This window comes from Rhodococcus sp. NPDC049939 (assembly GCF_040656415.1).
In the GTDB taxonomy this organism is placed as follows: domain Bacteria; phylum Actinomycetota; class Actinomycetes; order Mycobacteriales; family Mycobacteriaceae; genus Rhodococcus_F.
Map to the genome: position 1 here is coordinate 1,019,881 of NZ_JBFAMC010000001.1, position 23,584 is coordinate 1,043,464.

The following is a 23,584-nucleotide window of genomic DNA, read 5'->3' on the forward strand; positions in this document are numbered from 1 at the left end:
GGCGGTGACACGTGCAGAAGTCAGGGTTGGACCCTGATGCTCGTGGCCGGGGGATCATGCAAGTATCGAGGAGTGCAACCTGTGTCGAACGCAGCCGGGAGCGACGCCCCCGTGACCGTTCCGGTGCCGCCGAGTGCCCCCTTGCCGCGGCTTGAACGCCGGTCCGCCGGCCGGATCGTCGGCGGTGTCGCCGGTGGTGTCGCAGATCATCTGGGTATCGACGTGACGAAGGTGCGCATCGTGTTCGCCTGCCTCGCCGCGCTCGCGGGTGCAGGCATCGTCGGCTACGGATTGCTGTGGATCTTCACCACCGCAGGATCGGACACACAAAAGCCCAGCCCTGCCGACCGGCGGAGAGCATACGGTCTGGTCGCAATCGGGTTGGCTCTGGCATCCGGGTTGTCGTGGTTGTTCAGCGGCCGGGTGGGTTCGGTGGTTGGTCCGATCATCGTGGTCGCGGTCGGTGCTGCGCTGGTGTGGCGCGAGTTCGACTCGGAGGGTCCGCGCACGGTCATAGGGTTGCCCGAGCGACCTACCGTCCTCACGTGGGCAAGGGTCGTGGGCGGCGTGACATTGATCGTTTCGGGTCTGGCCGTGGTGATTCTCGCGCAAGTCGACTTCGAAGCACTGCGGTCGTCGCTGCTGGCCATGTTGGTCACTTTGGTCGGTGCCGGGTTGTTGACCGTGCCGTTGTGGCTGCGGCTGTGGCGAGCACTCGGAGCTGAGCGTGCAGCCCGGATCCGCAACGACGAACGCGAGGAAATTGCCTCGCACTTACACGACTCGGTTCTGCAGACCCTTGCACTGATCCAGAAACGGGCCGACTATCCGCACGAGGTCGCCCGACTTGCGCGTGGTCAGGAGCGGGAACTGCGGAAGTGGCTGTTCGGTGGGGGAGGCACCGATCATTCGAGTCTCGCCGAGGCGCTGCGCATCATCTCCGGCGAGGTGGAGGATCAGCACAGTGTGACGGTTCGCCCCGTGACCGTGGGAGACGTGACTCTCGACATCGAGGGGACGGGTGAAGGCCTGGCGAAGGAGAGCTTCACGGCAATCCTGGGGGCGACCAGGGAGGCTTTGGTCAATGCGGCCAAGCATTCCGGGGAGACGGACATAAATCTGTTCGCGGAGTCCGAGAGCCACCAGGTGAGCGTTTTCGTCCGGGATCGCGGTGTCGGATTCGACGTGAACGAGGTGTCCTCGGATCGTCAGGGACTGTCTAAGTCGATCCGCGCGCGTATAGAGCGTCGTGGTGGGCAAGTCGACGTGCGCTCGACTCCTGGGAAGGGCACGGAGGTGCGGATTCGAATGCCGAGGGGTGGGCGCGCGCGGGCTGGAGCCAAAGCCTCGGAGGAGTCGGATGTCGCCGGCTGAGGGTGAGCGCGGTTCCGCAAGTGTGCTCGGCCGGAGCGGGAGCATGAGGGAGCGGTGGCCATCCGGGCATGTTTGCTCCCCCGAATGTCTCGGATCGGTGTTTCCGTCGCCTAGAGTGGATTGACCATTTCCGCCCACATCTAGGAACAGCGCAGTGACTTTGCCCGAAACACCTCCCTACCGTGTCTTTCTTGTCGATGATCACGCCGTTTTCCGGTCGGGTGTTCGCGCTGAACTCGGAAGGGAAGCCGACATGGAGGTGGTGGGCGAGGCCAACGGTGTCGCGGAGGCGGTATCTGGGATCAACGCCACCGCACCGCATGTGGTGCTGCTCGACGTGCACATGCCCGATGGCGGTGGTGTCGCGGTGCTGCGCGGCATCGAGTCGGGTCCGGTGTGCCTGGCGCTGAGCGTGTCCGACGCCGCCGAAGACGTGATCGCGGTGATTCGGGCGGGGGCTCGCGGGTACGTGACCAAATCCATCTCCGGTGCCGAACTCGCCGATGGCGTGCGCCGGGTTGCCGGTGGGGACGCCGTGTTCAGTCCGCGGCTCGCGGGTTTCGTGCTGGACTCGTTCACCGGACGTTCGAATGTTCCTGAACCACAACTGGATCCGGAACTTGATTCATTGACACCGAGGGAATTGGAGGTTCTTCGTCTGCTCGCTCGGGGCTATACGTACCGGGAGATCGCCGAAGAACTGGTGATTTCGGTGAAGACGGTAGAAACCCACGCGTCCAATGTGCTGCGGAAGACACAGCAGTCCAACCGGAATGCGCTCACGAGGTGGGCGCATCGCCGCCGCATCGACTGATCCGCCGTGAAGCGCCGACCCGCGAAGCCGGGCTCGCTGGATGTGACAATTCTGGGACAACCTTCGCAACTGCTCTTAGGATGTCCAAGTGAAGACACTGAGCAACCGAACCCGAACTCTGTTGGCTGCCTTTGCGATTGCAGCAGGAACCACTGGTGTAGCGACGTCAGCGCAGGCTACACCGTCCCTGTCCCCGACGGCATGCGGTAACTGGCAGGTCGAGACCGTAGCGCACGGGTTGGAGCAGCTGGAGAACCTCGAACCCGACGGCGTGGGCGGGTTCTATCTGTCCGGGGACTCGAAGGTCTATCACGTCGACTCCGCAGGGCAGGTGCGCACGGTGCTCGACGATATGCGCGCCCCGGGTGGCTTGCAGCTGGACGGTTCGAGCCTGTTCTTCCTCACCCGGCAGGACGGAAAGTTGTGGCACCTCGACACCGCAACGGGTCAGTTGACATCACCGACTTCTTTCGAGGGCAATGGATTACTGCGTTTGCCCGACGGTGATCTGCTCACGACGTGGGTGGGAACGGAGGGTGGCCCGTCGCGGGGACTGTCGCGCTACTTCCACGAATCCGGAGAAGTCACGAAGAACTGGTCGATGGTGCCGCGTTCGGAAGGGTTGGCGCTGAGCCCGGATCACCTTGCCGTGTACACAGACGATCTGTTCACCGGCCAGATCCTGCGTGTCCCCCTGGACAGTCCGAACGAATGGACGGTGGTCGGGAGACTGCCCGGCTTGCTCCCGGGACCGGACGACCTGACCGTTTCGCAGGACGGAATGCTCTACGTCACCGCTCACATCGAGGGTGCGGTCTACCGCGTCGACCCGAAAACAGGGGCGACGTGCGTCGTCGCTTCAGGTCTGTCGGGCGGGTGGACCGGGCCGAGTTCGGTGCGCATCGGCCCCAACGGCGATGACTGGGCCCTCTACGTCACTGCCTTCGACGGCACCCTGCGTCGCCTGGTACCTCCTGTCGGCGTCGACCTTTCTCCTGTAGGGGGCTGACGTCTCTCCTGTAGCGGCGAATGTCGAAGGACCGTCATCGCGGAAGACGCTGTAGCCCAGCTGGATCGATGGATGCGGCCATCTGGCGTCAGGGCTGGGTCAACAGGGCGATCACAGCTACCAGTGCCGCCAAGATCAGGATCACGACCATGACCCCCATGGCGAACGGCGCCCATGCCACCACCTGGTCGCGGACGCTGGGGGCGGGAGAACCCGGAGCCGGTTTGGTCGGCCGTGGCGGCCACTGCAGTCGGCCCAGTGGGCTGGGCACGTTCGTCAGCGGGGTGGTTTGCTGCACCGCAGGTAGCCCAGCCTGGGTGGAGCCCACCAGTTTGGTGCGCTTGCGTGAATCGGGCAACGGTGTCGATCGACGGGCCCAGGTCGGAATCGTGCCGTCTGCGGAATAGACGGGCGAGCCGATCAGGTGGGCGATATTTCCGTCCCCGGCCATCGCCACACGAGCCAGATCATCCCGGGCCTCGGCCATCGTGGGACGGCGATTCGGGTCGGGTTCGAGCAGGTGCAGCAGGGTATCGGTCAGTGGCCCGGCCTTGCTCGGACGGTAGATCTCGGCCTTCGCGACCCGGTGTAAGAGGGCGACGGAATCGGTGTCGATACCGAACGGTGGTTGCCCCTCCACAACGGTGTAGAGCGTGGAACCGAGGGAGAAGACGTCGCTGGCTTCTGTGGGATCCTGACCGCGGGCGACTTCGGGGGAGAAGTATGCGGGAGTGCCGGTGATGACTCCGGTGGTTTCGTCGGCCGAATCGCCCTTGGCGCGGGCGATGCCGAAGTCGCTGATCTTGACTGTGCCGAGTTCTCTTCCGCGATCAGCGACGAGGACGTTGCCCGGCTTGATGTCGCGGTGCACGATTCCAGCGGCATGCGCGGCCGTGAGCGCATCGGCAACTTGTGCGCCGATCTGTGCAACCTCGAGTGGGGGTAGCGTCTCGGCGATGTTCATTGCCTGAGCCAGGCTGCGGGACGGCAGGTACTCCATGACGAGCCAAGGTTCCCCGGCTTCGAGTGCCACGTCGTACATTGCGATGGAATGACTGTGGGCAAGCTTGGCGGCGTTGCGCCCTTCTCGCATGGTGCGCTCGCGTAACCGTTGCGCTTCGGCGGGGGCGAGACCGGCCGTCGTGATGACTTGTTTGACGGCGACATCGCGGTGCAGCAGGGTGTCCCGCGCGAGCCAGACCGCACCCATTCCGCCGCCACCGAGTTTGGATTGCAAACGGTACCTTCCGGCCACCAGGTAGTCGGGTCCTATGCCCCTTTCGCTCTGCTGACTCATCACGCGTTTCAGGTTAGTAGATGGTGGGGACGCCGGATTCGTGATGGTCGTGGCATGAAGATTCGGGGTTCACTTGACGGGTCTTCATCGACCGGCTTTACTGAGAGTAGTTCGAAAGAATGTTCGAACCAGTGCCTGTTCGAGCCACGCCTTCCCCGTGGTAGCCAACCGTTGTTGATGCCGAGTGTCAGGGGTGTCGAATTGGCTGAAGAAATGGCCGGCGAGCCAGAGTTTCCCGAACGGTCAGAACTCTCCGGTTTGTCCCGGCAGGAGCGTCTGGATTACCTCAGACGTCGGATGGCGGCCGTTCCCGCCCGTGGTGAGTCGGTGGCCACCCGCCTTCGTGCAGAGCACTCGTCTCCCACGACGGGCACTTCTGCGGCCTCCGGCTCCGACGTTGCAGGGGTGCTTCCGGTTCCGGCGGCACTGGCCGAACTTCTTCCCCGACGTGGGCTGGCGCGCGGGTCAGTGGTGTCGGTTTCAGGTGCTGCTTCACTCCTGCTGGGGTTGGTCGCGTCCGTGACCGCGGGCGGCGGCCATGTCGGGGTGATCGGTCACCCGAGGCTTGGGGTACTGGCAGCTGTCGAGATGGGGGCTCGGCTCGAACGGTTGGCGTTGATCCCCGATCCCGGCGCCGACCCGGTGGAGATCGCCGCGGTGCTGCTCGACGGAATGGACCTGGTGGTGCTCGGACTGGGAGGGACATCGGTGGCGCCGTCCAGGGCGCGCGCGGTGGTGGCTCGGGCACGGAGCAAGGGGTCGACTCTGGTCGTCACCGACGGACACTGGGACGGTGCGGAGATGCGACTGAATGCTCGGGTCCACGGATATACAGGATTGGGCAACGGATTCCAGGACCGCGAATGTGGGCGGTTGCGTTCCCTCAGTCTGGTGGTGTGTGCAAGAGGGCGGTCGTTCCAGCCGCGCACCACGAGACTGGACGTGCGATCTGCGCAGGGTCGGGTGGAGTGGGTGAGCGCTCAGGAACAGGTGGCCGCGCTCGAGGCCGGTCCTGTCGCGGAGCCGACAGCGGTGGTGGGTCTGTGAGCCGGGTGTTGGCGCTGTGGTGTCCCGACTGGCCGGCGGTTGCGGCGGCGGCCGTCTCCGGCCTCCCACCGACGCACCCGGTGGCGGTCACGTCGGGCAATCGGGTGATCGCCTGTTCAGCACCTGCCAGGGCGGAAGGAGTGCGCCGCGGCCTGCGCCGGCGAGAGTCCCAGGCTCGGTGTCCCCGGTTGCATGTGGTGACGGCCGATCCCGACCGCGATGCGCGGTTGTTCGAACCGGTGGCCTCCGCAGTCGACGCGGTGACGCCCGGTGTCGAAGTGCTGCGTTCCGGTCTCGTGGTGCTCCCGGCCCGCGGTGTCGTCCGGTATTTCGGTTCGGAGGAAGCTGCAGCGCAGCGGTTGGTGGACCAGGTATCGACGGTGGGGGTGGAATGCCAGGTCGGTATTGCGGATCAGCTGTCTACGGCCGTGATCGCCGCGCGCAGAGCGGCACTCGTACCTCCTGGAGGGGGAGCGGACTTCCTGGCGCCGCTTCCGATGCGGGAACTGGCAGCCGAACCGAGCCTCGTAGCACCTCACCGTGGAGAGTTGGTAGACCTGCTGCATCGGCTCGGTCTGCGTACCGTCGGTGCCTTCGCCGCGCTGTCGGCGAGCGATGTGGCTTCGCGGTTCGGAACCGATGCGGTGCTGGCGCACAGGGTTGCGCGCGGTGAGCCGGAGCGTCCACCGTCGGTGAGGTCGTTGCCTCCCGATCTGGAAGTGGAGGAGCACTGCGATCCGGTGATCGAACGGGTCGATGCCGCGGCCTTCGCGGGGCGTGCGTTGGCGGAGAAACTTCACCGTGCGCTGTCGGACGCCGCGGTGGCCTGCACTCGGCTGTCGATATCAGCGATCACATGCAATGGCGAGCAACTGTCTCGTACCTGGAGGTGCGCGGAACCGTTGACTCAGGAGGCGACCGCAGACCGGATACGGTGGCAGCTCGATGGGTGGCTGACCGGGCGCAGCGAGAAGCGGCCCACCGCTGGGATCGCCGTCTTGAGGCTCGAACCGGTGGAAGTGATTGCAGCAGGAGCCCTGCAGTTGGGGCTGTGGGGTGGAGTTGGAGATCAGGACGAGAGGGCTCGTCGGTCTCTGGTGCGAGTACAGGGGCTGCTCGGTGGGGAAGCCGTGCAGGTAGGCGTTCTCAGCGGTGGGCGAGGGCCCGCGGAGCGCATCACACTACTGCCGCTGGGAGACGAGTTGATTCCTCACAACGATCCGTCGGAGCCATGGCCTGGCATGCTGCCGGAACCGGCGCCTGCCGCAGTACCGACGGCGAACCCGCAGGTGTGGATGGCGGACGAGCGGGGTATCGCTGTGACAGTTACGGAACGTGGCGTGTTCAGCGCTTCTCCCGCGCGATTACGGTGGGGAAGCCGAGAGTGGGCGGTGCGTGGATGGGCCGGGCCGTGGCCGGTGGACGAGCGGTGGTGGGATCCTTCGGCCGCTCGGTCCGCAGCCAGGGCGCAGGTGCTGTTGGAGGAGTCGAGGGCGCTGCTGCTGATCTGCACGGAAGGGCGCTGGGGCGTGGAGGGAATCTACGAGTGAGGACGACAGATTCCCAACACCTACGAGGCCAGACCGTGCCATACCTGGAAGGGGCCGCGGAAGATGATTTCTTTCAACCACACCATCGTCGCCGCCAAGGACAAACAGGAGTCGGCGAGCTTCTTCACCTCCTTGTTCGGGTTGCCGGACGCTGTGAACGTCGGTCACTTCCTGGTCGTCGCGCTGTACAACGGGGTATCTCTGGACTTCGCGGAATCGTCTGATGATTTTCCGTCGCAGCACTACGCCTTCCTCGTCGGTGAGGACGATTTCGATCGGATCTACGGGCGGATCGTCGAGCGGGGTCTCGACCACTGGGCCGACCCGCAACGGACGATGCCGGGTGCCATAAACACCAGAGATGGTGGACGCGGCGTCTACTTTCACGACCCGTCCGGTCATTTTCTGGAGATCATCACCCGCCCGTACGGGTGGGCCGATGGTTCGTAGTCGGGGTTGTCGTCGCCACTACTCTGGGTTCTCGTGCACACGCGCAGGACCACATCGACGCATGCCGGCATCGACATCTCCTACTGGGACAGCATCGACCTTCCTTCATCGAATTCTGGTGACGCCCATCCCGTTCCCGTCGTCCTAGTGCACGGGATGGGTGGTGACGGCGCAACCTGGGATCGATTCGCCCGAGCCCTCATCGACTGCGGGCGACGTGTCGTCGTCCTCGACTTGAGAGGGCACGGTCGCAGCGCACGGGCTGGGTCGTATCTGTTCGAGGATTTCGCTGCCGACCTGGTCGAGATGTGCGACAACCTCGGGATGGCCCAGGTCGATCTCGTCGGGCATTCGCTCGGTGGTCATGCTGCGTCGCTCGTCGCGCAGACCCGTCCCGCACTGGTTCGGCGGATGGCGATCGAGGAGGCTCCCGTTCCTCTACGTCCCGGAGATCCGGAGCAGATCTTCGCTCACAGGCTGCCGTCAGTCACGGAACTGTGGCACGCGACGACGAGCCTGATTCGTCACCCGCGTGCCGTGTTGGCCTTCGATCGCTCGATGACCGCCTCCGCGCTGGAACAGTTCCGCCGTCCGGATCCGCTGTGGTGGGATAGGTTGTCGCAGATCGAGGCCGAGACACTGATCTTGCGAGGTGGTTCGGGTGGGATGGTCGATCCCCACCGGCTCGAGTCGGCAGTAGCGGCGATACCCAAGTGCCGGGTCGTGGTATTCCCCGGCGGCCACAGCATTCACCGCGACCGCTACACCGACTTCGCGGCAGTGACACTGCCGTTCCTGATGAACTCACAGCCGCGCTGACAAAAAGTGCCCAAATGTAAACCTCTCACGGTCGGACTGGACTAGCGTTGGTGGAGAGGCGGGCGCGGTGCATCAGGTTCGCCGAGGGATGAGCACACCAAAGAAACAGGCGTTCGATGACGTGTCTGCACGTTGGAAAGAAGGCTCACTATGTCGACGATCATGCCCGGACGGCGCTACGCGTCCGGTCGGGAGGGATTCAATTCGCTGCGGTCCGGCGGGCTCAATTGGGACGCCTTCCCTTTGCGACTGTTCACCAAGGGCAATGCCAAGTTCTGGAATCCGTCCGATCTGGACTTCAGTCGTGAAGCCGAGGACTGGGAGGGGCTGAACAGTGAGCAACAGCGCAGCTCGACGTTCCTGTGCGCGCAGTTCATAGCAGGAGAGGAAGCGGTCACCGAGGATATTCAGCCGTTCATGAAGGCGATGGCGGCAGAGGGCCGGTTCGGCGACGAAATGTATCTGACCCAGTTCTGTTTCGAGGAGGCCAAACACACCCAGGTGTTCCGGCTATGGATGGATTCGGTCGGTCTCACGCAGGACCTACACCCATTCGTCGCCGACAATCCGTACTACCGGCAGCTGTTCTACGAGGAGTTGCCGGGATCGCTGAATCTGCTGGAGACCGATCCCAGCCCGGCCAATCAGGTTCGAGCCAGCGTGACCTACAACCACGTCATCGAGGGAAGCCTCGCGCTCACCGGTTACTACGCGTGGCAGAAGGTGTGCACGACCCGGGGAATCCTGCCCGGAATGCAGGAATTGGTTCGCAAAATCGGCGACGACGAACGACGTCACATGGCTTGGGGCACGTTCACCTGCCGCCGGCACGTCGCAGCCGACGACAGCAACTGGGGAGTGGTCCAGGAGCGGATGGCGGAGTTGATGCCGCTCGCGCTGGGCATGATCGACTGGGTCAACCAACAGTTCGAGATTCAGCCGTACGGACTCGATGAGCAGGAGTTCCTCGACTACGCCGCAGACCGGGCGCAGCGGCGACTCTCGGCGATCGAATCCGCGCGTGGCCGCCCGGTTCAGGAGATCGACCTGGATTACTCGCCCGAGGTGCTCGAAGAGCGATTCGGCGAGGAGGATGCCAAGGCACTGTCGGACGCCGTTGCTGCGAGCGAGGAAGAGGCAGAGGCTGAGGGCTGACACGGGTTGAGGGCGTTTCACTCTGCGGTGGCGCCCACGTTCTTCTTCGCAAGCCACGACAAGGTGTAATCGGCGATCTCTCGCCACCCGTGATCGATGATCAGCGAGTGGCCTCGGTCGTCGAACACCTTGTACTCGTTGATCGTCGATGCTTTCCGGTATCGGCCGAACGAACTGCGCGTGCTCGACTCGGGCACAGCATTGTCTCGATCGCCGCCGACGATGAGCAACGGGCCACGATCTGCGGCGACGTCGACTGCGGTGGGACTGTGCGGGAGGAAGTTGGCGACGGCGGCCTCGAAGAGAGGCCTGCCGGGTGCCGGGATCACGTAGCGGTCGTAGAGCGCGTCGGATTCCTCGACGGGAATGGCGTTTCCGAACATACTGTGGAACGAATTCTTCGAATGAATGTGGGTGCCGCGGTAGTTCGAGGGTTTCGACACGATGGGAAGAACGCCCAGCAGTTGCGCCAGCGGCAGGCGGATCACTCCCTTCATCTGGGCCGGACCGATCGCGATCGCGGCAGCAGCCAGCTTGCGGCCCAGTAGTTTCTGCGCGACGAGACCTCCGAACGAGTGGCCGATCACCACCGGTGCGGTCGCCAGTTCCGCGATCAACGCGGCGAAATGTTCAGTGATCTCTTCAATTCCACGACCACCGATCGGGCCGGAATCGGCACGGGATTCGGCGACACTGGGGCTGTCTCCGGGCCACCCGGGATTCTGCGGCTCGTAGCCATTCTCACGGAAGAGCTCCACCCACGGATCCCAACTGCTGCTGTGCAGCCACAGCCCGTGGATGAAAATGACTGGAATGTCGGACATGTTCAGTTCTCCGCTCGTCCGCAGGAGGTTCGGTCTCAGCCATCCATGGTTGTCTGTCAAGGAGAGATCAGTCCAGGAAAGACCGCAAGAATTTCGGCCGCGCGATGGCAGGATCAGCTCATGGCGCTCACCTCACTCGACCGTAAACTCATCGCGTGGTCCGCAGCATTCGTGATCTCGCAGGCGAACATCGCTCGATTGCTGGGTCCCGTGGCGCCCCGGGTCGCCGAGATCCAGACGGCACGGTCCGCCCGGTCCTACAGGGCGATCCTGGCGGGGATGTCCGATTCCGACATCGCTCGTTACCGCAGCCACTACTACCCGGACTTCGTCCACCCCTTCATCTACGCGGTGGCGTTGCGTACGGGTGCGCGGCGCCTGGCCGAGCTGACCCCGCTATCGCCCGCCACGCAGGCGGTGCTGGCCGCAGCACCGGTGATTTCCGCGGCGGGAGACTACGCCGAGAACGTCGTGGGTCTTCATCTGCTGTCGCATAGAGACCACATCACCGACGTGACGGTTCGCGCGACGACGGTGGTCAGTGTCACCAAATGGGTGCTCGGGCTCGGAGCGCTCGGCTACCTGTCCCAGGGGTATGTCCGTTTCTGGGCGGGGAAACTGCGCAGCTGACGGATTCAGCCGACTGAGACAATGGGTTGGTGACTGATCCGATCACCGCCACCTGCTCTGCCTTGTCTGCGAAGGACGAACCACTGGCGGGTACCGCCGTGCACGTCAGGGGCTGGGTGTGCTTGGAGTTCCCGGGTGCGTGGGGGCGCGATGTGCTCGACGGCACAGCGCTCGGGCCGGACCTCGCTCGTGAACTCGACGCCCGTGCCGACGCCGCAGGGGTGCGGATCATGTTCATTCGCAGACCGGGCCGCGGCACGGCAGCCCCGCAGCGGCGACAGGTGCTGCTGGCGCAGTCGCATCCGGCGCAGTCCTGGTGCGAGCGACTCGAGATCGGCACTCCGGCGGACCTCCTCGACCTGGACTTCGGTCTTGTTGCCGGGCCTGCGCCGGGTCTGGGCACGCCGGAGACGGACCCCGTCGTCCTGGTGTGCGCGCATGGGAAGAGGGATCAGTGCTGCGCGGTGGTCGGGCGCCCGGTAGCTGCGGAACTGGCTGCGGAGTTCGGCGACGCGGTGTGGGAGTGTTCGCACACGGGAGGGCATCGCTTCGCGCCCTCGATGATCCTGTTGCCAACGGGCTATACCTACGGCCGCCTGTCGGCGCAGCAGAGCCTCGACGTGGTCCGAGCCGCGACCCACGGCGAGGTCCATATGGCTGGCCTTCGCGGCCGTAGTTCTTGGGACTCGAGGGGGCAGGTCGCCGAACTCGCCGTCCGGGAGCTGGTAGACGCGGGGCCGAACGAGCTGACAATCGAGCCGAATTCTGTTGTCGCCCACAGGGACGGACGTCGTTGGTCGGTCGGCCTGGAAGAGCGGGAACTCTCGCCCCGCCCCGCGAGTTGCGGGGCTGCGCCGAAACCGGTGCGCTCCGTCGCCGCCACGGGGGTTCGCGTACTCACGTCCTGAACCGGCGATCACCAGTGGGCGCCGGGCAGCAGCCTGCCGATCTGGCGTGTAGCACGACCCAACACAGAAGGCTTGTCGTCGCGGTTTTTCCTGGCCGACTCGCCGTCGTGCTCCTCGGTGCGCGGCTGGGCCGGTGCCGCATCCGTCGTGGCCTCTCCTCTCGCCGCCTGCGAATCCGGGAACATGTGATACATCCGATGCATCAGGCGGTCCTTGGCGCCGGGCGTGAAGATTTGGCCGAGTTCACCGATGGTGCCGATCGGTACGTCGATGCGTTTCGGACGTTCGACGAGCGCTCGGACGACCATCGCTGCCGCACTCTCAGGAGACATGCTGGGCCCGTCGTTGTAGTGGGTGGTAGGGACGATCATCGGCGTCTTGACCAGCGGCATGTGGATGGTGGTGAATGTGATTCCATCCGAGAGGGTTTCGGAGGCGGCGACATCGGTGAAGCCGTCGAGAGCCGACTTGCTGGCGATGTAGGCGGCGAAGCGGGGTGTCGCGAACTGCACCCCGGCACTGCTGATGTTGACTATGTGACCGAATCGGCGCTCGCGCATCTGCGGGAGGAAGGCGAGGACGAGTCGCACCGCGCCGAAGTAGTTGACGGCCATCGTTCGCTCGAAGTCGTGCAGACGGTCCGTCGAGTGGTACAGGCTGCGCCGGATCGACCGTCCGGCATTGTTGACCAGCATGTCGACGTGATCGTGCTCGGAGAGAATGGTATCGACGGTGCGCCCGACCGCGGCATCGTCGGTGATATCGCAGGGGTAGCCGAAGGCTTCACCACCCGCCTCGCGGATCTCCGTCACCACCGCGTCGAGTTCCTCGGCGCGACGAGCGAGGAGGATCACCTTCGCGCCTTCACGAGCTGTCGCGATCGCGGCGCTCCGGCCGATTCCGGATGACGCGCCTGTGATGACGACATGCCGGTGCATCAGAGGGCCGCCGGGGTGTGGACGACGCGCGCGATCCGGATCCAGGTGCTCGGTCCAGTAGGCCCACAGCTTGTCTGCGTAAGACGCGAAATCCGGAATCTCGATACCTTTACCGCGCAGTGCCTCCCGGGTGTCTTCGCTAGCGAAGACCGTCGGCTGGGTCATGTTCTCGACGAGCACCGACGGAATCTTGAGCCAGCGGAGAGCCAGCTTTCGCCCGGTATCGAGAGCCGGGTACGGATTGTGGCTGAGGAACGGGCGCACGAGGCCGCCGGGAAGACTGGCGGCCGGGTGCGGGGCGCCGGCGGCCTTCGCGAGCGCCGCGTAGATCTCCCGCACCGGTTGGGGACGGGGATTCACCAGATGGAAGGTCTGGCCGTCCTGTCCCGGCGCCGACATCAGTTCGACGATTGCTTTCGATACGTAGTCGACCGGAACCACGTTGATCGACCCGATTCTGGGGACGGCCACGGGAAGAGCCTCGGGGAGTTTGGCGAGTGCGGCGATCGCGGGAAACAGGTAGTACAGCCCGTCGATCTTGTCCATCTCGCCAGTAGCCGAGTCCCCGACCACGATGGACGGGCGGTAGATGCGCCGACGCACGTCTCGTGCTTCGCGGACGAGTTTTTCTGCCTCGAACTTCGTACGGTGATACGCGGTGGGAAAGCCCTGGCCCAGATCGAAATCTCGTTCGGTGAATCGGCCCGCGTGGTCTCCCGCAACGGCGACGGACGAAACGTGATGAAGGGTGGCATCAAGTTGCCGGGTCAGAGCAATCACCGAACGGGTGCCGTCGACATTCGTGGTGGCCTGCTCGTCACCGACCGTGAGGTCGTAGATCGCGCCCAGGTGCAGAACGTGGTCGGCGGCGGGCGCCGTCGTGATCCCGAGTCCCGGTTCGGTGAGGTCGCCGATCAGGGGGTGAACCCGTTCGCCGCCGGACATGCCGTCGACGAGTGTCTGTAGTCGTTCGGTGGATGAGGGGCGGACGAGGACGTGGATCTCGGCGGAGGCATCGCGGTCGAGGATCTGGGGTAGCACGTGGCGACCCAGGAATCCGGTTCCGCCGGTGACGAGATAGGTGGCCATCCTCCCATCCTTACTCGAAAGTCCTCACTCCGAAGTCTCCACCGGGAAGTTGGACCGTTCGCTAATGACCCAGACCTACCTTGTCGTGGGCCTTCTTCATCCAGGCCGGAGCCCACCAGTTGACTTCGCCCATCAGTTTCACCAGGGACGGGACGAGCAGCATGCGGATCACGGTCGCATCGACGACGAGTGCCACGATCATGCCCACGCCGAGGAATCTCATGATCGACAGGCCGGAGATCGTGAACGCTCCGGTCACGACGACGAGCAGCAGAGCGGCCGCCGTCACGATCCGCCCTGTGCGCTGGGCGGCGAAACGCACCGCTTCCTCGGTGGTCGCGCCCGCAGTGTGCGCCTCGACCATCCTTGACATGAGGAACACCTCGTAGTCGGTCGACAGCCCGAAGACGACGGCGATGATGAGGACCACGAACGTCGCTTCCAATGGAGCCGTGCTGACGCCGAGAAAACCTGCGCCGTGGCCGAGTTCGAAGACCCAGGTGAGCACACCGAACGTGGCGGCGAGGCTCAGACCTGCCATCGCCACGGCCTTGATCGGCAAGACGATCGAACCGAAGGCGAGGAACAGTAGAACGAGGGTGGCGCACACCATGATCGCCACCATGACGGGCAGCCAGTGCACAATCGCCGCGTTGCCGTCGTCGACGGTGGCCGTACCACCGCCGACCAATACTTCGGTGTGGTCCGGCGCGGGAATGGCACGCAGGTCACGGACCGCTGCGCTCTGCTCGTCCGTGGTGACCCCCTCGGAGTACACCGCTTGCACCGCGACTAGTTGGTCGTTCGACGCGACGACGACGGCCGATCCGATTCCGTTGACCTCGCGGGCGGCTTGGGCGACTGCCGCCCCGTCGGATGCCGTCGGTGTCGCGCCATCGATGCCGCGCACGATGAGGGTGGCGCCGTTGCCGGTAGTGGGGAATTCGGTCGTGAGCGTTTCGGTGGCTATTCGGGCGGGATCGTTCTTCGGCAGAGCCGTGTAGCTGACGCTACCGAGTGAGGCGCTGAGCAGGGGGGAGGCGAGGATTGACAACCCCGCGATTATTCCCACTGCGATCAGGACCGGCCGCCGCATCACCGATGTCACCACCGCACCCCAGAACTTGCGCGCCCGCGCTTCTCCTCGCTGGGCAGCTCCTTCGCGCCAACTCAGCGCGTTGATGCGGTGACCGAGCATTGCGAGCAGCGCTGGGACTGCGGAAAGTGTCAGTAACACCGCACTCACGACCGCCGCGATTGCACCGAAACCGAGGGACTTGATCACGTCCTGCGGAAACACGAGCATGCCGGAGAAGGCACACACGAGGAGAAGTCCCGAGAACAAGATGGTGCGGCCGGCCGTGTTGACCGTCCGTCGGGTCGCCTCGGCAGGAGCGGCACCGGATTCGAGTTCTTCACGAAAGCGCCCGACGACGAACAGTCCGTAGTCGATGGCGAGGCCGAGGCCGAGAAGGGAGGCCACGTTGATGGCGAACGAACTGACTTCGGTGAACTCGGACAGCAGTCGCAGGGTGGCCAGGGCGCTGAAGATCGCGAGGAGCCCGACGAATACCGGAACCGCCGCCGCGACCAGTCCGCCGAAGATGAAGATCAACAGAACGAGAGTGATCGGCAGCGCGATCGCCTCCGCCAGCACGAGGTCGTGCTGTAGGCGGTTGTTGAACGCCACCCCCACGACCGAATTGCCTGCGAATTCCGTGTCGATGCCGTCTATTTCGAGTTTGGGCAGCAGATCGTTGAAGTTTGCCGCGGTGATTCCGGCATTGGGATCGACGGTGATGGTTGCGATGGCCTTGGTGCCGTCGTTCGACAACATCAGGTGTTTCGTCAGCGCGGGGGCGGTCCAGTAGGAGGTGATCGAAAACGTCGGGACCTCGGCGGAGAACCGGTCGAGACTGGCGGTGACCTGTGGTCCGATGTCTTCGAGTGTCTTGCCGTCAGGTGCGGAGTAGATGACGATGATGTCCGGTGTCTGCGGGCCGAGGTTGTCCTCGACGATCCGGTCCACTTCGGCCGATTCGCTGCCGGGATCGATGAATCCGCCGGAGCTGAGTTTCGCGAAGACGCCGGTTCCCCACGCGCCACTCACCAGAACGACGACCACGGCGAGTGTCAGGACCCACCATTTTCTTGCAACAACGATCGAAGCCCAGCGTGTCATGCGTCATCTCTCCGGATCGGGTTCTAGCGGCAGCTGCAGACTGCCGACTGTAGCGCCGGTCTCCGAATCGCCGGTGGGCGCGTGATGCGGTTACCGGCGAATCGTGCTGTCGCGGGGTGACCGGATTCAGCTCGGTCATTGCCGACTGATCATCGGAGCGGTGGCTTTCGATGGTCATCGTTGGTCCCCAGCACGCGATCGAGCAGGTGGTCGACCAGGTCGACCGCCGACTGCGCCGTGGCGAAACCGGCGAGCATTCCTTGGGCGAGTCCGCCGACGGCCACCGTGACGAGTTCTGCGTCGAGGTCGGGGTCCGCTGACGCTTCGGGGTACTGGGCTCGCCGGAGTTGGTCGGCCAGGATGGAAACCAACGCGCGGGGTGCCGCCAACGTTTCTTCCGAGGTAATGCCTTGACCTGTGATCGCTGCCATGTTGAAGACTCCGAGAACGATGGCTTCCTCGCGCCGCGGATCATCGAGTGGAAGCAGTTCATTCAGAAGGGCACTGATGGCCTCGCGAGGCGTGGCGTCATCGCCGAGCGCGGCCCACCTCTTCATGAATCGAGCACCCGCGTCCTCCATCACCGATCGGTGAGTTGCCAGAAGGAATTCCCTCTTGGTGCCGAAGTAGTACTGGATCAGCCTCACCGAGATCCCGGCTTCGGCAGCGACGGACTGGAAGGTAACGGCTTCGAGGCCGCCTTCGACGATGACGCGACGTACGGCGCTGGTGATCTGCCGCCGCCTCACTTGATGGTCAACCAATCGTGGCACGAGACCTTGTACCTCTCTCGAGCGCCGAACATTTCCGACCTTGATGGTACATCCATATCGTAATAGTGATACGTTCATGCCATAAAACAAGTGAAGGGGTGGCTCATGCCGAAGATCGGGCGATTCAAGAACGACGCATCACGCGAAGCCCACGATCGCGCGTACCAGGCAATGGAAGCGCTGTGGCCGATTCCGTCGACACAGATGGACGTCCCGACATCGTTCGGGTCCACGCACGTCCGGCGGTCCGGTTCGGGCAAGGAAACGCCGATCGTCCTGCTGCACTCGGTTGGGGCCAACAGCCTGCAATGGCACTTTGCCGTCGAGGACCTCAGCCGAGACCGGGTTGTCTATGCGTTGGACACGATCGGGACCGCGGGCCGGAGCGTGCAGACCGCGCCGCTTGCCGACGAGTCCGACTTCGGTGTCTGGGTTGGTGAAGTGCTGACCGAACTCGGTCTCGACCGAGTCCATCTGGTCGGCTACTCACACGGCGCTTGGCACGCAGCTCTCGTGGCACTCCACGCCCCCGAGCGGTTGGCGAGCGTGACCCTCATCGAGCCCGGCGGGGTGTTCGTCAAGAATTCATGGAGAGTGCTGTTCAAGATGATCCGCTTCGGCATGCGTCGGACCGACGAGAACATCCGGAAGATGGGCGAGTGGCTTTCGCCGGGATACGACCTCCCCGAATCGCAGTTCGCCTGTGCGAAGGAGGCGTTGAACTACCGGATGGGGATCGGCTGGGCGAGGCTTCTCGAGGATGCCGAGGTGCAGTCCATCTCGGTCCCGACACTGGTGATCTACGGTGCTGAGACGGTGGTCGCCAACCCGACCCTGGCAGCGGCGCGTATCACCGATCTCCTCCCGGGGGCGGAAGTGGAGGTCTACCCGGGCACCGGCCACGGCATTCTCGGGCACATTCCTGACCTCTTGCTCCCGAGGATCTCGGCCTTTGCCGAGCAGCATGACCGCCCGAGTGATTCGAGTGATTCGGTCGCCATTGACCGATCCCCGAGTGAGATGGCAGACTGACACTATCGAACTCATGTTCGAATGATGCGCCTTCCCCAGTGGCATCTCCAGTGGTCCCTGCACGAAATGTGCTCGCATGAAGAGGTGCAGTCAGATGGGGTGGGGAAACGGTCCGCCGACGTGGTCCGAGATGGAGCGGGTCCTCTCGGGTAGACCGGGGCGCGTCAGTCCGGAGTCGCTGTATCCGGGCGACGGCGGCGACAGCCCTGCGTGGTCACGCAAGCGCGGGGAGTATTGGGCGGGCAATCAGGAGCGTGGCAGGTCCGCGGTGCCGTACGCCGAACTGCACGCACATTCGGCGTTCAGTTTCCTCGACGGAGCCTCGCCACCGGAGGAGTTGGTGGAGGAGGCTGTCCGGCTCGGCCTCGAGGCCGTTGCGCTCACCGATCACGACGGGTTCTACGGTGTGGTCCGGTTCGCGGAAGCGGCGAAGGAACTGGGTATGCGCACCGTATTCGGTTCCGAACTGACCTTGGAGGACGGGCACCTGTTGGTGTTGGCCCGGGGCCAGGAAGGGTATCGACGGCTTTCCCGGGAGATCGCGGCGGCGCATCTCGCGGGTGGGGAGAAGGGCAAGCTTCGCTATGACGTCGACCAGCTCGCCGAGGCTGCGGGAGGGCACTGGCAGATCCTGACCGGCTGCAGGAAAGGCCATGTGCGTCAGGCGCTCGCCGAGGGTGGCCCGGAAGCTGCGGCCGTCCGGTTGCGTGAGCTGATCGACAGATTCGGGGCCGATCGGGTCGCGGTGGAACTTACCAATCACGGCGTCCCGGAGGACGCCGAGCGCAACGCTTGCCTCGCCGAACTCGCGTACCGGCACGGACTTCGGACCGTAGCCTCCACTGCGGCACATTTCGCCGGACCTCCGCGCCGTAGGCTGGCCATGGCGATGGCCGCCGTCCGCGCGCGAGAGAGTCTGGACGACGCGACCGGACACTTGCCGCCGGCCGGTGGAGAGCACCTGCGGTCCGGCGAGGAGATGGCGCATCTTTTCGCGGCATATCCGGAAGTTGTCAGTGGTGCGGCGGAGATCGGGCTGGAATGCGCGTTCGACCTGCGGCTCATCGCGCCGCAGCTACCACCGTTCGACGTCCCCGACGGGCACACCGAGGCCAGTTGGCTACGTCAGCTCACGATGGACGGGGCTCGCCACAGGTACGGTGCACCGGCCGGCAGGCCGGAAGCGTACCGGCAGCTCGAGCACGAATTGAACATCATCACCGAGCTCGATTTCCCGGGCTACTTCCTGGTGGTCCATGACATCGTTTCGTTCTGCAAGAACAACGACATACTTTGTCAGGGAAGAGGTTCGGCCGCCAACTCCGCCGTCTGCTATGCCATCGGCATCACCAATGTGGATCCCGTGCGCAACAAACTGCTGTTCGAACGCTTCCTCTCGCCCGAACGTGACGGTCCACCGGACATCGATGTCGACATCGAATCGGATCGTCGAGAAGAGGCCATCCAGCACGTCTACGCCAAGTACGGACGTGGATACGCGGCGCAGGTGGCGAACGTCATCACCTACCGAGGAAGGTCGGCGGTGCGGGACATGGCGCGGGCGCTGGGGTTTTCCCAGGGCCAACAGGATGCGTGGAGTAAACGGATCAGCCGTTGGGGCAACAGCCTGGCGAGCGAAGCGACGGGGGGTGTCAACACTGCGGGCGAAGCGGCGGTCGACTCCGATGTTCCGCCCGCGGTCCTCGAACTGGCGTCCCAGATCGAAGGGTATCCGCGGCACCTCGGCATCCATTCCGGGGGAATGGTGATCTGCGACCGGCCGATCGCCGACGTCTGCCCGGTGGAGTGGGCACGCATGGAGAATCGGAGCGTCCTGCAGTGGGACAAGGACGATTGCGCGGCAGTGGGTTTGGTGAAGTTCGACATGCTGGGACTCGGCATGCTTTCGGCCCTGCACTACATGATCGACCTGGTGGCCGAGCACAAAGGGATCACGGTGGATCTGGCGCAGTTGGACTTGTCGGAGGAGGCCGTCTACGAGATGCTGCAGCGGGCGGATTCGGTCGGGGTGTTCCAGGTGGAGTCGCGGGCGCAGATGGCCACCCTACCGAGGTTGAAGCCGCGGAACTTCTACGATCTGGTGGTGGAGGTGGCGCTCATCCGACCCGGCCCGATCCAGGGTGGTTCGGTGCACCCGTACATCCGCCGTCGCAACAAGCTCGAGCCGGTGGCCTACGATCATCCGTCACTGGAGAAGGCGTTGAAGCGGACCCTTGGTGTGCCGCTGTTCCAGGAGCAATTGATGCAGATGGCCGTCGATGTCGCGGGTTTCAGTCCCGCCGAGGCCGACCGACTCCGCCGCGCCATGGGGTCCAAGCGTTCACCGGAGAAGATGGAGCAGTTGAAGGGACGGCTCTATCAGGGCATGCGTGACCTGCACGGGATCGATGGGGAAGTGGCCGACCGGATCTACGAGAAGCTGTATGCGTTTGCGAATTTCGGTTTCCCCGAGAGTCATTCGCAGAGTTTCGCGGCATTGGTGTTCTATTCCGCTTGGTTCAAGTTGCACCATCCTGCAGCGTTCTGTGCTGGACTGCTGCGGGCACAACCGATGGGGTTCTATTCGCCGCAGTCGCTGGTGGCCGATGCCCGCAGGCACGGGGTGCGGGTCCACGGCGTCGACGTCAATGCCAGCCTCGCGTACGCCACCATCGAAGCCGGGGGCACGGAAGTGCGTCTCGGGCTGGGGGAAGTGCGACATATTGGTACCTCGCTGGCCGAGCGGATCGTCGAATCCCGCGGCGAAGGGGGGCCGTTCACATCGTTCCTCGATCTCACCGGCAGGGTGGAACTGTCTACGGCACAGGCAGAATCGTTGGCTACCGCGGGGGCTCTCGACTGTTTCGGTATCTCGCGGAGGGAGGCGCTGTGGGCGGCGGGGGCCGCTGCGGGGGAGCGCCGCGACCGGTTGCCGGGTATCGGCGCGTCCACCCACGCGCCGACCCTGCCGGGCATGAGTGATCTCGAACTGGCTGCAGCAGACGTGTGGGCCACCGGAGTTTCCCCGGACACCTATCCCACCGAATTTCTGCGCCCGCAACTCGATGCACTCGGAGTGGTTACGGCTGCGGGATTGTTGCAGGTGCCCGATGGCGACCGGGTGTTGGTGGGTGGGGCGGTGACGCACCGGCAGCGTCCTGCAACGGCGGCGGGTGTCACATTCATCAATCTCGAGGACGAGACCGGGATGGTCAACGTGGTGTGCTCGGTGGGGCTTTGGGCCCGGTACCGCAAACTCGCCGGAACAGCGCCCGCACTGCTTGTCCGTGGCGTGGTGCAGAACGCGGAGGGTGCGGTGACGGTGGTGGCGGATCGACTGCAGCTGATGGATTTGAGGGTGTCCGCCAAATCCCGGGACTTCCGGTGAGCCCGCACCCTAGCATTCGGGCATGAAAAGACACTTCCTGTCGGTGATCGTGATTGCCGCGCTGTTTCTTGCCGGGTGCGGCGGTTCCGGCAGCGACTCTGTCCAAGAGACTCCCGCACATGCTCCGGGGGACACCAGTTCGTTGCAGATCGAAGGGGCGCAGCAGCCGTCGGCGAGAGATCAGGCGCCAGCCGAACGTAGGGAGACGGTAACCGGCCAGGTGGCGATCACCGCGGACGACCCCTTGGACGTCGGTCGGCAGATCGTCGACAAGGTAGATTCACTCGGCGGACGAGTTGATCAGATCACCGAACAACCGGGCTCCGACGATCAGGACCCGAGCAGTTCCATGACCGTTCGTGTGCCCGCCGATGATCTCGATACGGTGCTCGATGACCTGCGAGAGCTGGGCACGGTCACCAGCATCAGTGTCACCAGGAGTGACGTCACGATGCAGTCGCAGGATCTCGACGCCAGGATCGCGGCTCTCACCGAATCGGTCTCACGGCTACAGGAGCTCATCACGTCGGCGACGAGCACGGCGGACCTGATCGAGGCAGAGAAGGCGCTGTCGGACCGTCAGGGTGAACTCGACAGCCTCACCGCTCAGCAGCGGTTACTGAACGAACAGGTTGAACTGGCCACGATCTGGATCGACGTCACCACGGAGGACGCCGACCGGCCAGGACCCGGCCCCGACAACTTCTGGGAAGGTGTCGTCGCGGGATGGCACGCTCTGCTGTCCGCGATAGCAGGTGGCATCGTCATCGTCGGCATACTCGTTCCGTGGTTCGGCGTGGTGTTGGTCATCGCGTTGCTGGTCTACGGCGCGTACCGTCTGCGCCGGAAGTTCAAGAGGGCGCCCGGCCCGGTGTCGGGCGAGGTACCGGAACCGGAACGAGATGAGGCGGACACTCAATGACCGAAGTCGACCTGTTGACTCTGGAAGATGCACTGGCTGAAGGGGCCCCAGTCATCGATGTCCGTGAGGCAGACGAGTACGCGCAGGTAAGGGTGCCCGGTGTCACACTCATTCCACTCAGCGAATTCGTCGAGCGCGTCGGAGAGGTTCCGGATGCAGAGATCGTCTATGTGATCTGCGCGGTCGGCGGGCGCAGCCTGCAGGCCGCCAAATACCTGAGTGCGCGCGGGATCAACGCTGTGTCGGTCGCTGGGGGGACGTCTGCGTGGTCACAGTCCGGACGTCCGGTCGAGATGGGCGCCTAATACGTCGGGGTCTCACGTACCGTCAGCCAATCGTGCTGTGCGCGTGGGCCGCAGGGTCTCCCTGGAGAATGCGCTCACCATCAGTCGAGCGCCGTGCCGTAACGTGTGAAACGTCACCGTGCCCCAAATCAGGAGTAGCGCGCACCACAGGATCACGCCTGCCCGCACGATCATGGCCGAATCCAGTGAATCTCCGAGGGAGTTCGCGCCCAACGCACATGTGCCGACGGGAAACGTGAAGCTCCACCAACTGGGGGTGAAGCTCAATCCACGGCAAAATGCCTTGGCGGTCACTGTGAAGACGATCCCGAGACCGATCACGCCGAGCGCCCCTGTTGCGGTCCCGTAGACCACCCCCACAGTGTGTAGCCAGGTCAGTCCGGAGGCCGCACCGAGCAGGTTGATCGCCGCTATCGATTGTCCGATCACGCCGAGCGGGATCCAAACGGTGGGCAGGAGCGGGGCAGCGGGAAGCCCGTTGTCTACCAGGTGTCGGCCGACAACGACGGCGACGAACACGGCAGCGGTCAAGGCAAGCGCGAATAGTGTGTAGCAGGTCACCAGCATCGCGATTTGTGGTGCGCCTTCAGAAAGCTGCCTGACGAGTGAGGCGCCGCCGGCGGCTGAGACCATTGGAGGTACGACGGGCAGCAGCCAGGATGGCACGGGCGTCACCCGATGTCGGCGCGTCAGCCGGTGCACCATCACGAAATAGGTGACGAGTCCGATGATCGTGCCGATGGTCCAGAGAATCGCCGAAGTGGTAACGGCGACGTTGCCGAGAAGTGTGTGACCCGCCGAGCCTGCGCCTGTGCCGACCGTCAACACCGCCATCGACACCGCGCCGTAGAACGGAAACATCGTGTGGCTGCGGACATCCTCGAGTGCATCTTCTCGACGGCGCGCCCAATGACGCGCCAGCGCCAGCGTCAGCCCGATCAGCAGTGCCACGGCGAGAAGCCAGAAAATCTCCGACGCGATCCTGGCCAAGAAGACTTCGGCGGGCAACGCAGCGGCGACTACAGCGACAACGCCCGTACCCATCACTGTCGCGTACCAATTGGGGGTCATAGCGAGA

At 64.4% G+C, this 23,584-nt stretch carries 20 protein-coding genes; 14 read left to right on the forward strand and 6 right to left on the reverse strand.

Annotated features, from left to right (window positions below; translation table 11 throughout):
• Window positions 1–81: 81 nt before the first annotated feature.
• From AB0I57_RS04610 to AB0I57_RS04620, 3 genes are all read left to right on the forward strand, one after another.
• A complete protein-coding gene (locus AB0I57_RS04610; protein ID WP_358330443.1) occupies window positions 82–1,374 on the forward strand; it encodes a PspC domain-containing protein in 1,293 nt (430 codons plus the stop codon).
• 154 nt (window positions 1,375–1,528) lie between these two features.
• The gene (locus tag AB0I57_RS04615; protein ID WP_358330446.1) at window positions 1,529–2,188 is read left to right on the forward strand and encodes a response regulator transcription factor; all 660 of its coding nucleotides are present in this window, start codon (window positions 1,529–1,531) and stop codon (window positions 2,186–2,188) included.
• An 88-nt stretch (window positions 2,189–2,276) separates the two neighbouring features.
• On the forward strand, window positions 2,277–3,197 hold the full coding sequence (locus AB0I57_RS04620; protein WP_358330449.1) for an SMP-30/gluconolactonase/LRE family protein: 921 nt from the start codon (window positions 2,277–2,279) through the stop codon (window positions 3,195–3,197).
• Between the two features lie 88 nt (window positions 3,198–3,285).
• Here AB0I57_RS04620 and AB0I57_RS04625 read toward each other — a convergent pair whose 3' ends face one another.
• Window positions 3,286–4,497: a serine/threonine-protein kinase gene (locus AB0I57_RS04625; RefSeq protein ID WP_358330452.1), complete on the reverse strand. Its 1,212-nt coding sequence runs from the start codon at window positions 4,495–4,497 to the stop codon at window positions 3,286–3,288.
• 210 nt (window positions 4,498–4,707) lie between these two features.
• Here AB0I57_RS04625 and AB0I57_RS04630 point away from each other — a divergent pair, with 210 nt between their 5' ends.
• From AB0I57_RS04630 to AB0I57_RS04650, 5 genes are all read left to right on the forward strand, one after another.
• Window positions 4,708–5,541 (forward strand): hypothetical protein, encoded by an 834-nt coding sequence (locus AB0I57_RS04630; protein ID WP_358330454.1) that lies wholly within the window; start codon window positions 4,708–4,710, stop codon window positions 5,539–5,541.
• Window positions 5,538–7,091 (forward strand): DNA polymerase Y family protein, encoded by a 1,554-nt coding sequence (locus AB0I57_RS04635; RefSeq protein ID WP_358330457.1) that lies wholly within the window; start codon window positions 5,538–5,540, stop codon window positions 7,089–7,091. Before AB0I57_RS04630 ends, AB0I57_RS04635 begins: the two co-directional genes overlap by 4 nt.
• 63 nt (window positions 7,092–7,154) lie before the next feature.
• Window positions 7,155–7,541, forward strand: coding sequence for a VOC family protein (locus AB0I57_RS04640; protein WP_358330460.1), 387 nt, complete (start codon window positions 7,155–7,157; stop codon window positions 7,539–7,541).
• Window positions 7,542–7,574: 33 nt separating this feature from the next.
• Window positions 7,575–8,360, forward strand: coding sequence for an alpha/beta hydrolase (locus AB0I57_RS04645; RefSeq protein WP_358330463.1), 786 nt, complete (start codon window positions 7,575–7,577; stop codon window positions 8,358–8,360).
• Between the two features lie 150 nt (window positions 8,361–8,510).
• Complete coding sequence (locus AB0I57_RS04650) at window positions 8,511–9,515, forward strand: R2-like ligand-binding oxidase (RefSeq protein WP_358330466.1); 1,005 nt, start codon at window positions 8,511–8,513, stop codon at window positions 9,513–9,515.
• A 17-nt stretch (window positions 9,516–9,532) separates the two neighbouring features.
• Here AB0I57_RS04650 and AB0I57_RS04655 read toward each other — a convergent pair whose 3' ends face one another.
• Window positions 9,533–10,339, reverse strand: coding sequence for an alpha/beta hydrolase (locus AB0I57_RS04655; RefSeq protein WP_358330469.1), 807 nt, complete (start codon window positions 10,337–10,339; stop codon window positions 9,533–9,535).
• A 120-nt stretch (window positions 10,340–10,459) separates the two neighbouring features.
• On the opposite strand from AB0I57_RS04655, the gene AB0I57_RS04660 reads away from it, so the two are divergent.
• A complete protein-coding gene (locus AB0I57_RS04660; RefSeq protein WP_358330471.1) occupies window positions 10,460–10,969 on the forward strand; it encodes a hypothetical protein in 510 nt (169 codons plus the stop codon).
• Window positions 10,970–10,998: 29 nt separating this feature from the next.
• Window positions 10,999–11,877, forward strand: a complete 879-nt coding sequence (locus AB0I57_RS04665; RefSeq protein WP_358330474.1) for a sucrase ferredoxin — start codon at window positions 10,999–11,001, stop codon at window positions 11,875–11,877.
• A gap of 8 nt (window positions 11,878–11,885) precedes the next feature.
• Here AB0I57_RS04665 and AB0I57_RS04670 read toward each other — a convergent pair whose 3' ends face one another.
• The 3 genes from AB0I57_RS04670 to AB0I57_RS04680 form a co-directional block, all read right to left on the reverse strand.
• Entirely contained in the window at window positions 11,886–13,904 is a 2,019-nt protein-coding gene (locus tag AB0I57_RS04670) for an SDR family oxidoreductase (RefSeq protein WP_358330477.1), read from the reverse strand.
• 61 nt (window positions 13,905–13,965) lie between these two features.
• Entirely contained in the window at window positions 13,966–16,086 is a 2,121-nt protein-coding gene (locus AB0I57_RS04675) for an MMPL family transporter (RefSeq protein ID WP_358330480.1), read from the reverse strand.
• A 149-nt stretch (window positions 16,087–16,235) separates the two neighbouring features.
• Window positions 16,236–16,859: a TetR/AcrR family transcriptional regulator gene (locus AB0I57_RS04680; protein WP_358330483.1), complete on the reverse strand. Its 624-nt coding sequence runs from the start codon at window positions 16,857–16,859 to the stop codon at window positions 16,236–16,238.
• A gap of 105 nt (window positions 16,860–16,964) precedes the next feature.
• Between AB0I57_RS04680 and AB0I57_RS04685 the strand changes: the two genes are divergently transcribed.
• The 4 genes from AB0I57_RS04685 to AB0I57_RS04700 all read left to right on the forward strand — a co-directional run bounded on the left by AB0I57_RS04685 (window position 16,965) and on the right by AB0I57_RS04700 (window position 22,506).
• Window positions 16,965–17,891, forward strand: a complete 927-nt coding sequence (locus AB0I57_RS04685) for an alpha/beta fold hydrolase (RefSeq protein ID WP_358330486.1) — start codon at window positions 16,965–16,967, stop codon at window positions 17,889–17,891.
• Window positions 17,892–17,985: 94 nt separating this feature from the next.
• A complete protein-coding gene (locus AB0I57_RS04690) occupies window positions 17,986–21,279 on the forward strand; it encodes an error-prone DNA polymerase (protein WP_358330489.1) in 3,294 nt (1,097 codons plus the stop codon).
• A gap of 22 nt (window positions 21,280–21,301) precedes the next feature.
• Window positions 21,302–22,201 (forward strand): DUF4349 domain-containing protein, encoded by a 900-nt coding sequence (locus AB0I57_RS04695; RefSeq protein ID WP_358330492.1) that lies wholly within the window; start codon window positions 21,302–21,304, stop codon window positions 22,199–22,201.
• Window positions 22,198–22,506, forward strand: coding sequence for a rhodanese-like domain-containing protein (locus tag AB0I57_RS04700; RefSeq protein WP_358330495.1), 309 nt, complete (start codon window positions 22,198–22,200; stop codon window positions 22,504–22,506). The genes AB0I57_RS04695 and AB0I57_RS04700 overlap by 4 nt, the downstream gene beginning before the upstream one ends.
• A gap of 12 nt (window positions 22,507–22,518) precedes the next feature.
• On the opposite strand, the gene AB0I57_RS04705 is transcribed toward AB0I57_RS04700, so the two are convergent.
• Entirely contained in the window at window positions 22,519–23,577 is a 1,059-nt protein-coding gene (locus AB0I57_RS04705; protein WP_358330498.1) for a TDT family transporter, read from the reverse strand.
• Window positions 23,578–23,584 lie beyond the last annotated feature (7 nt).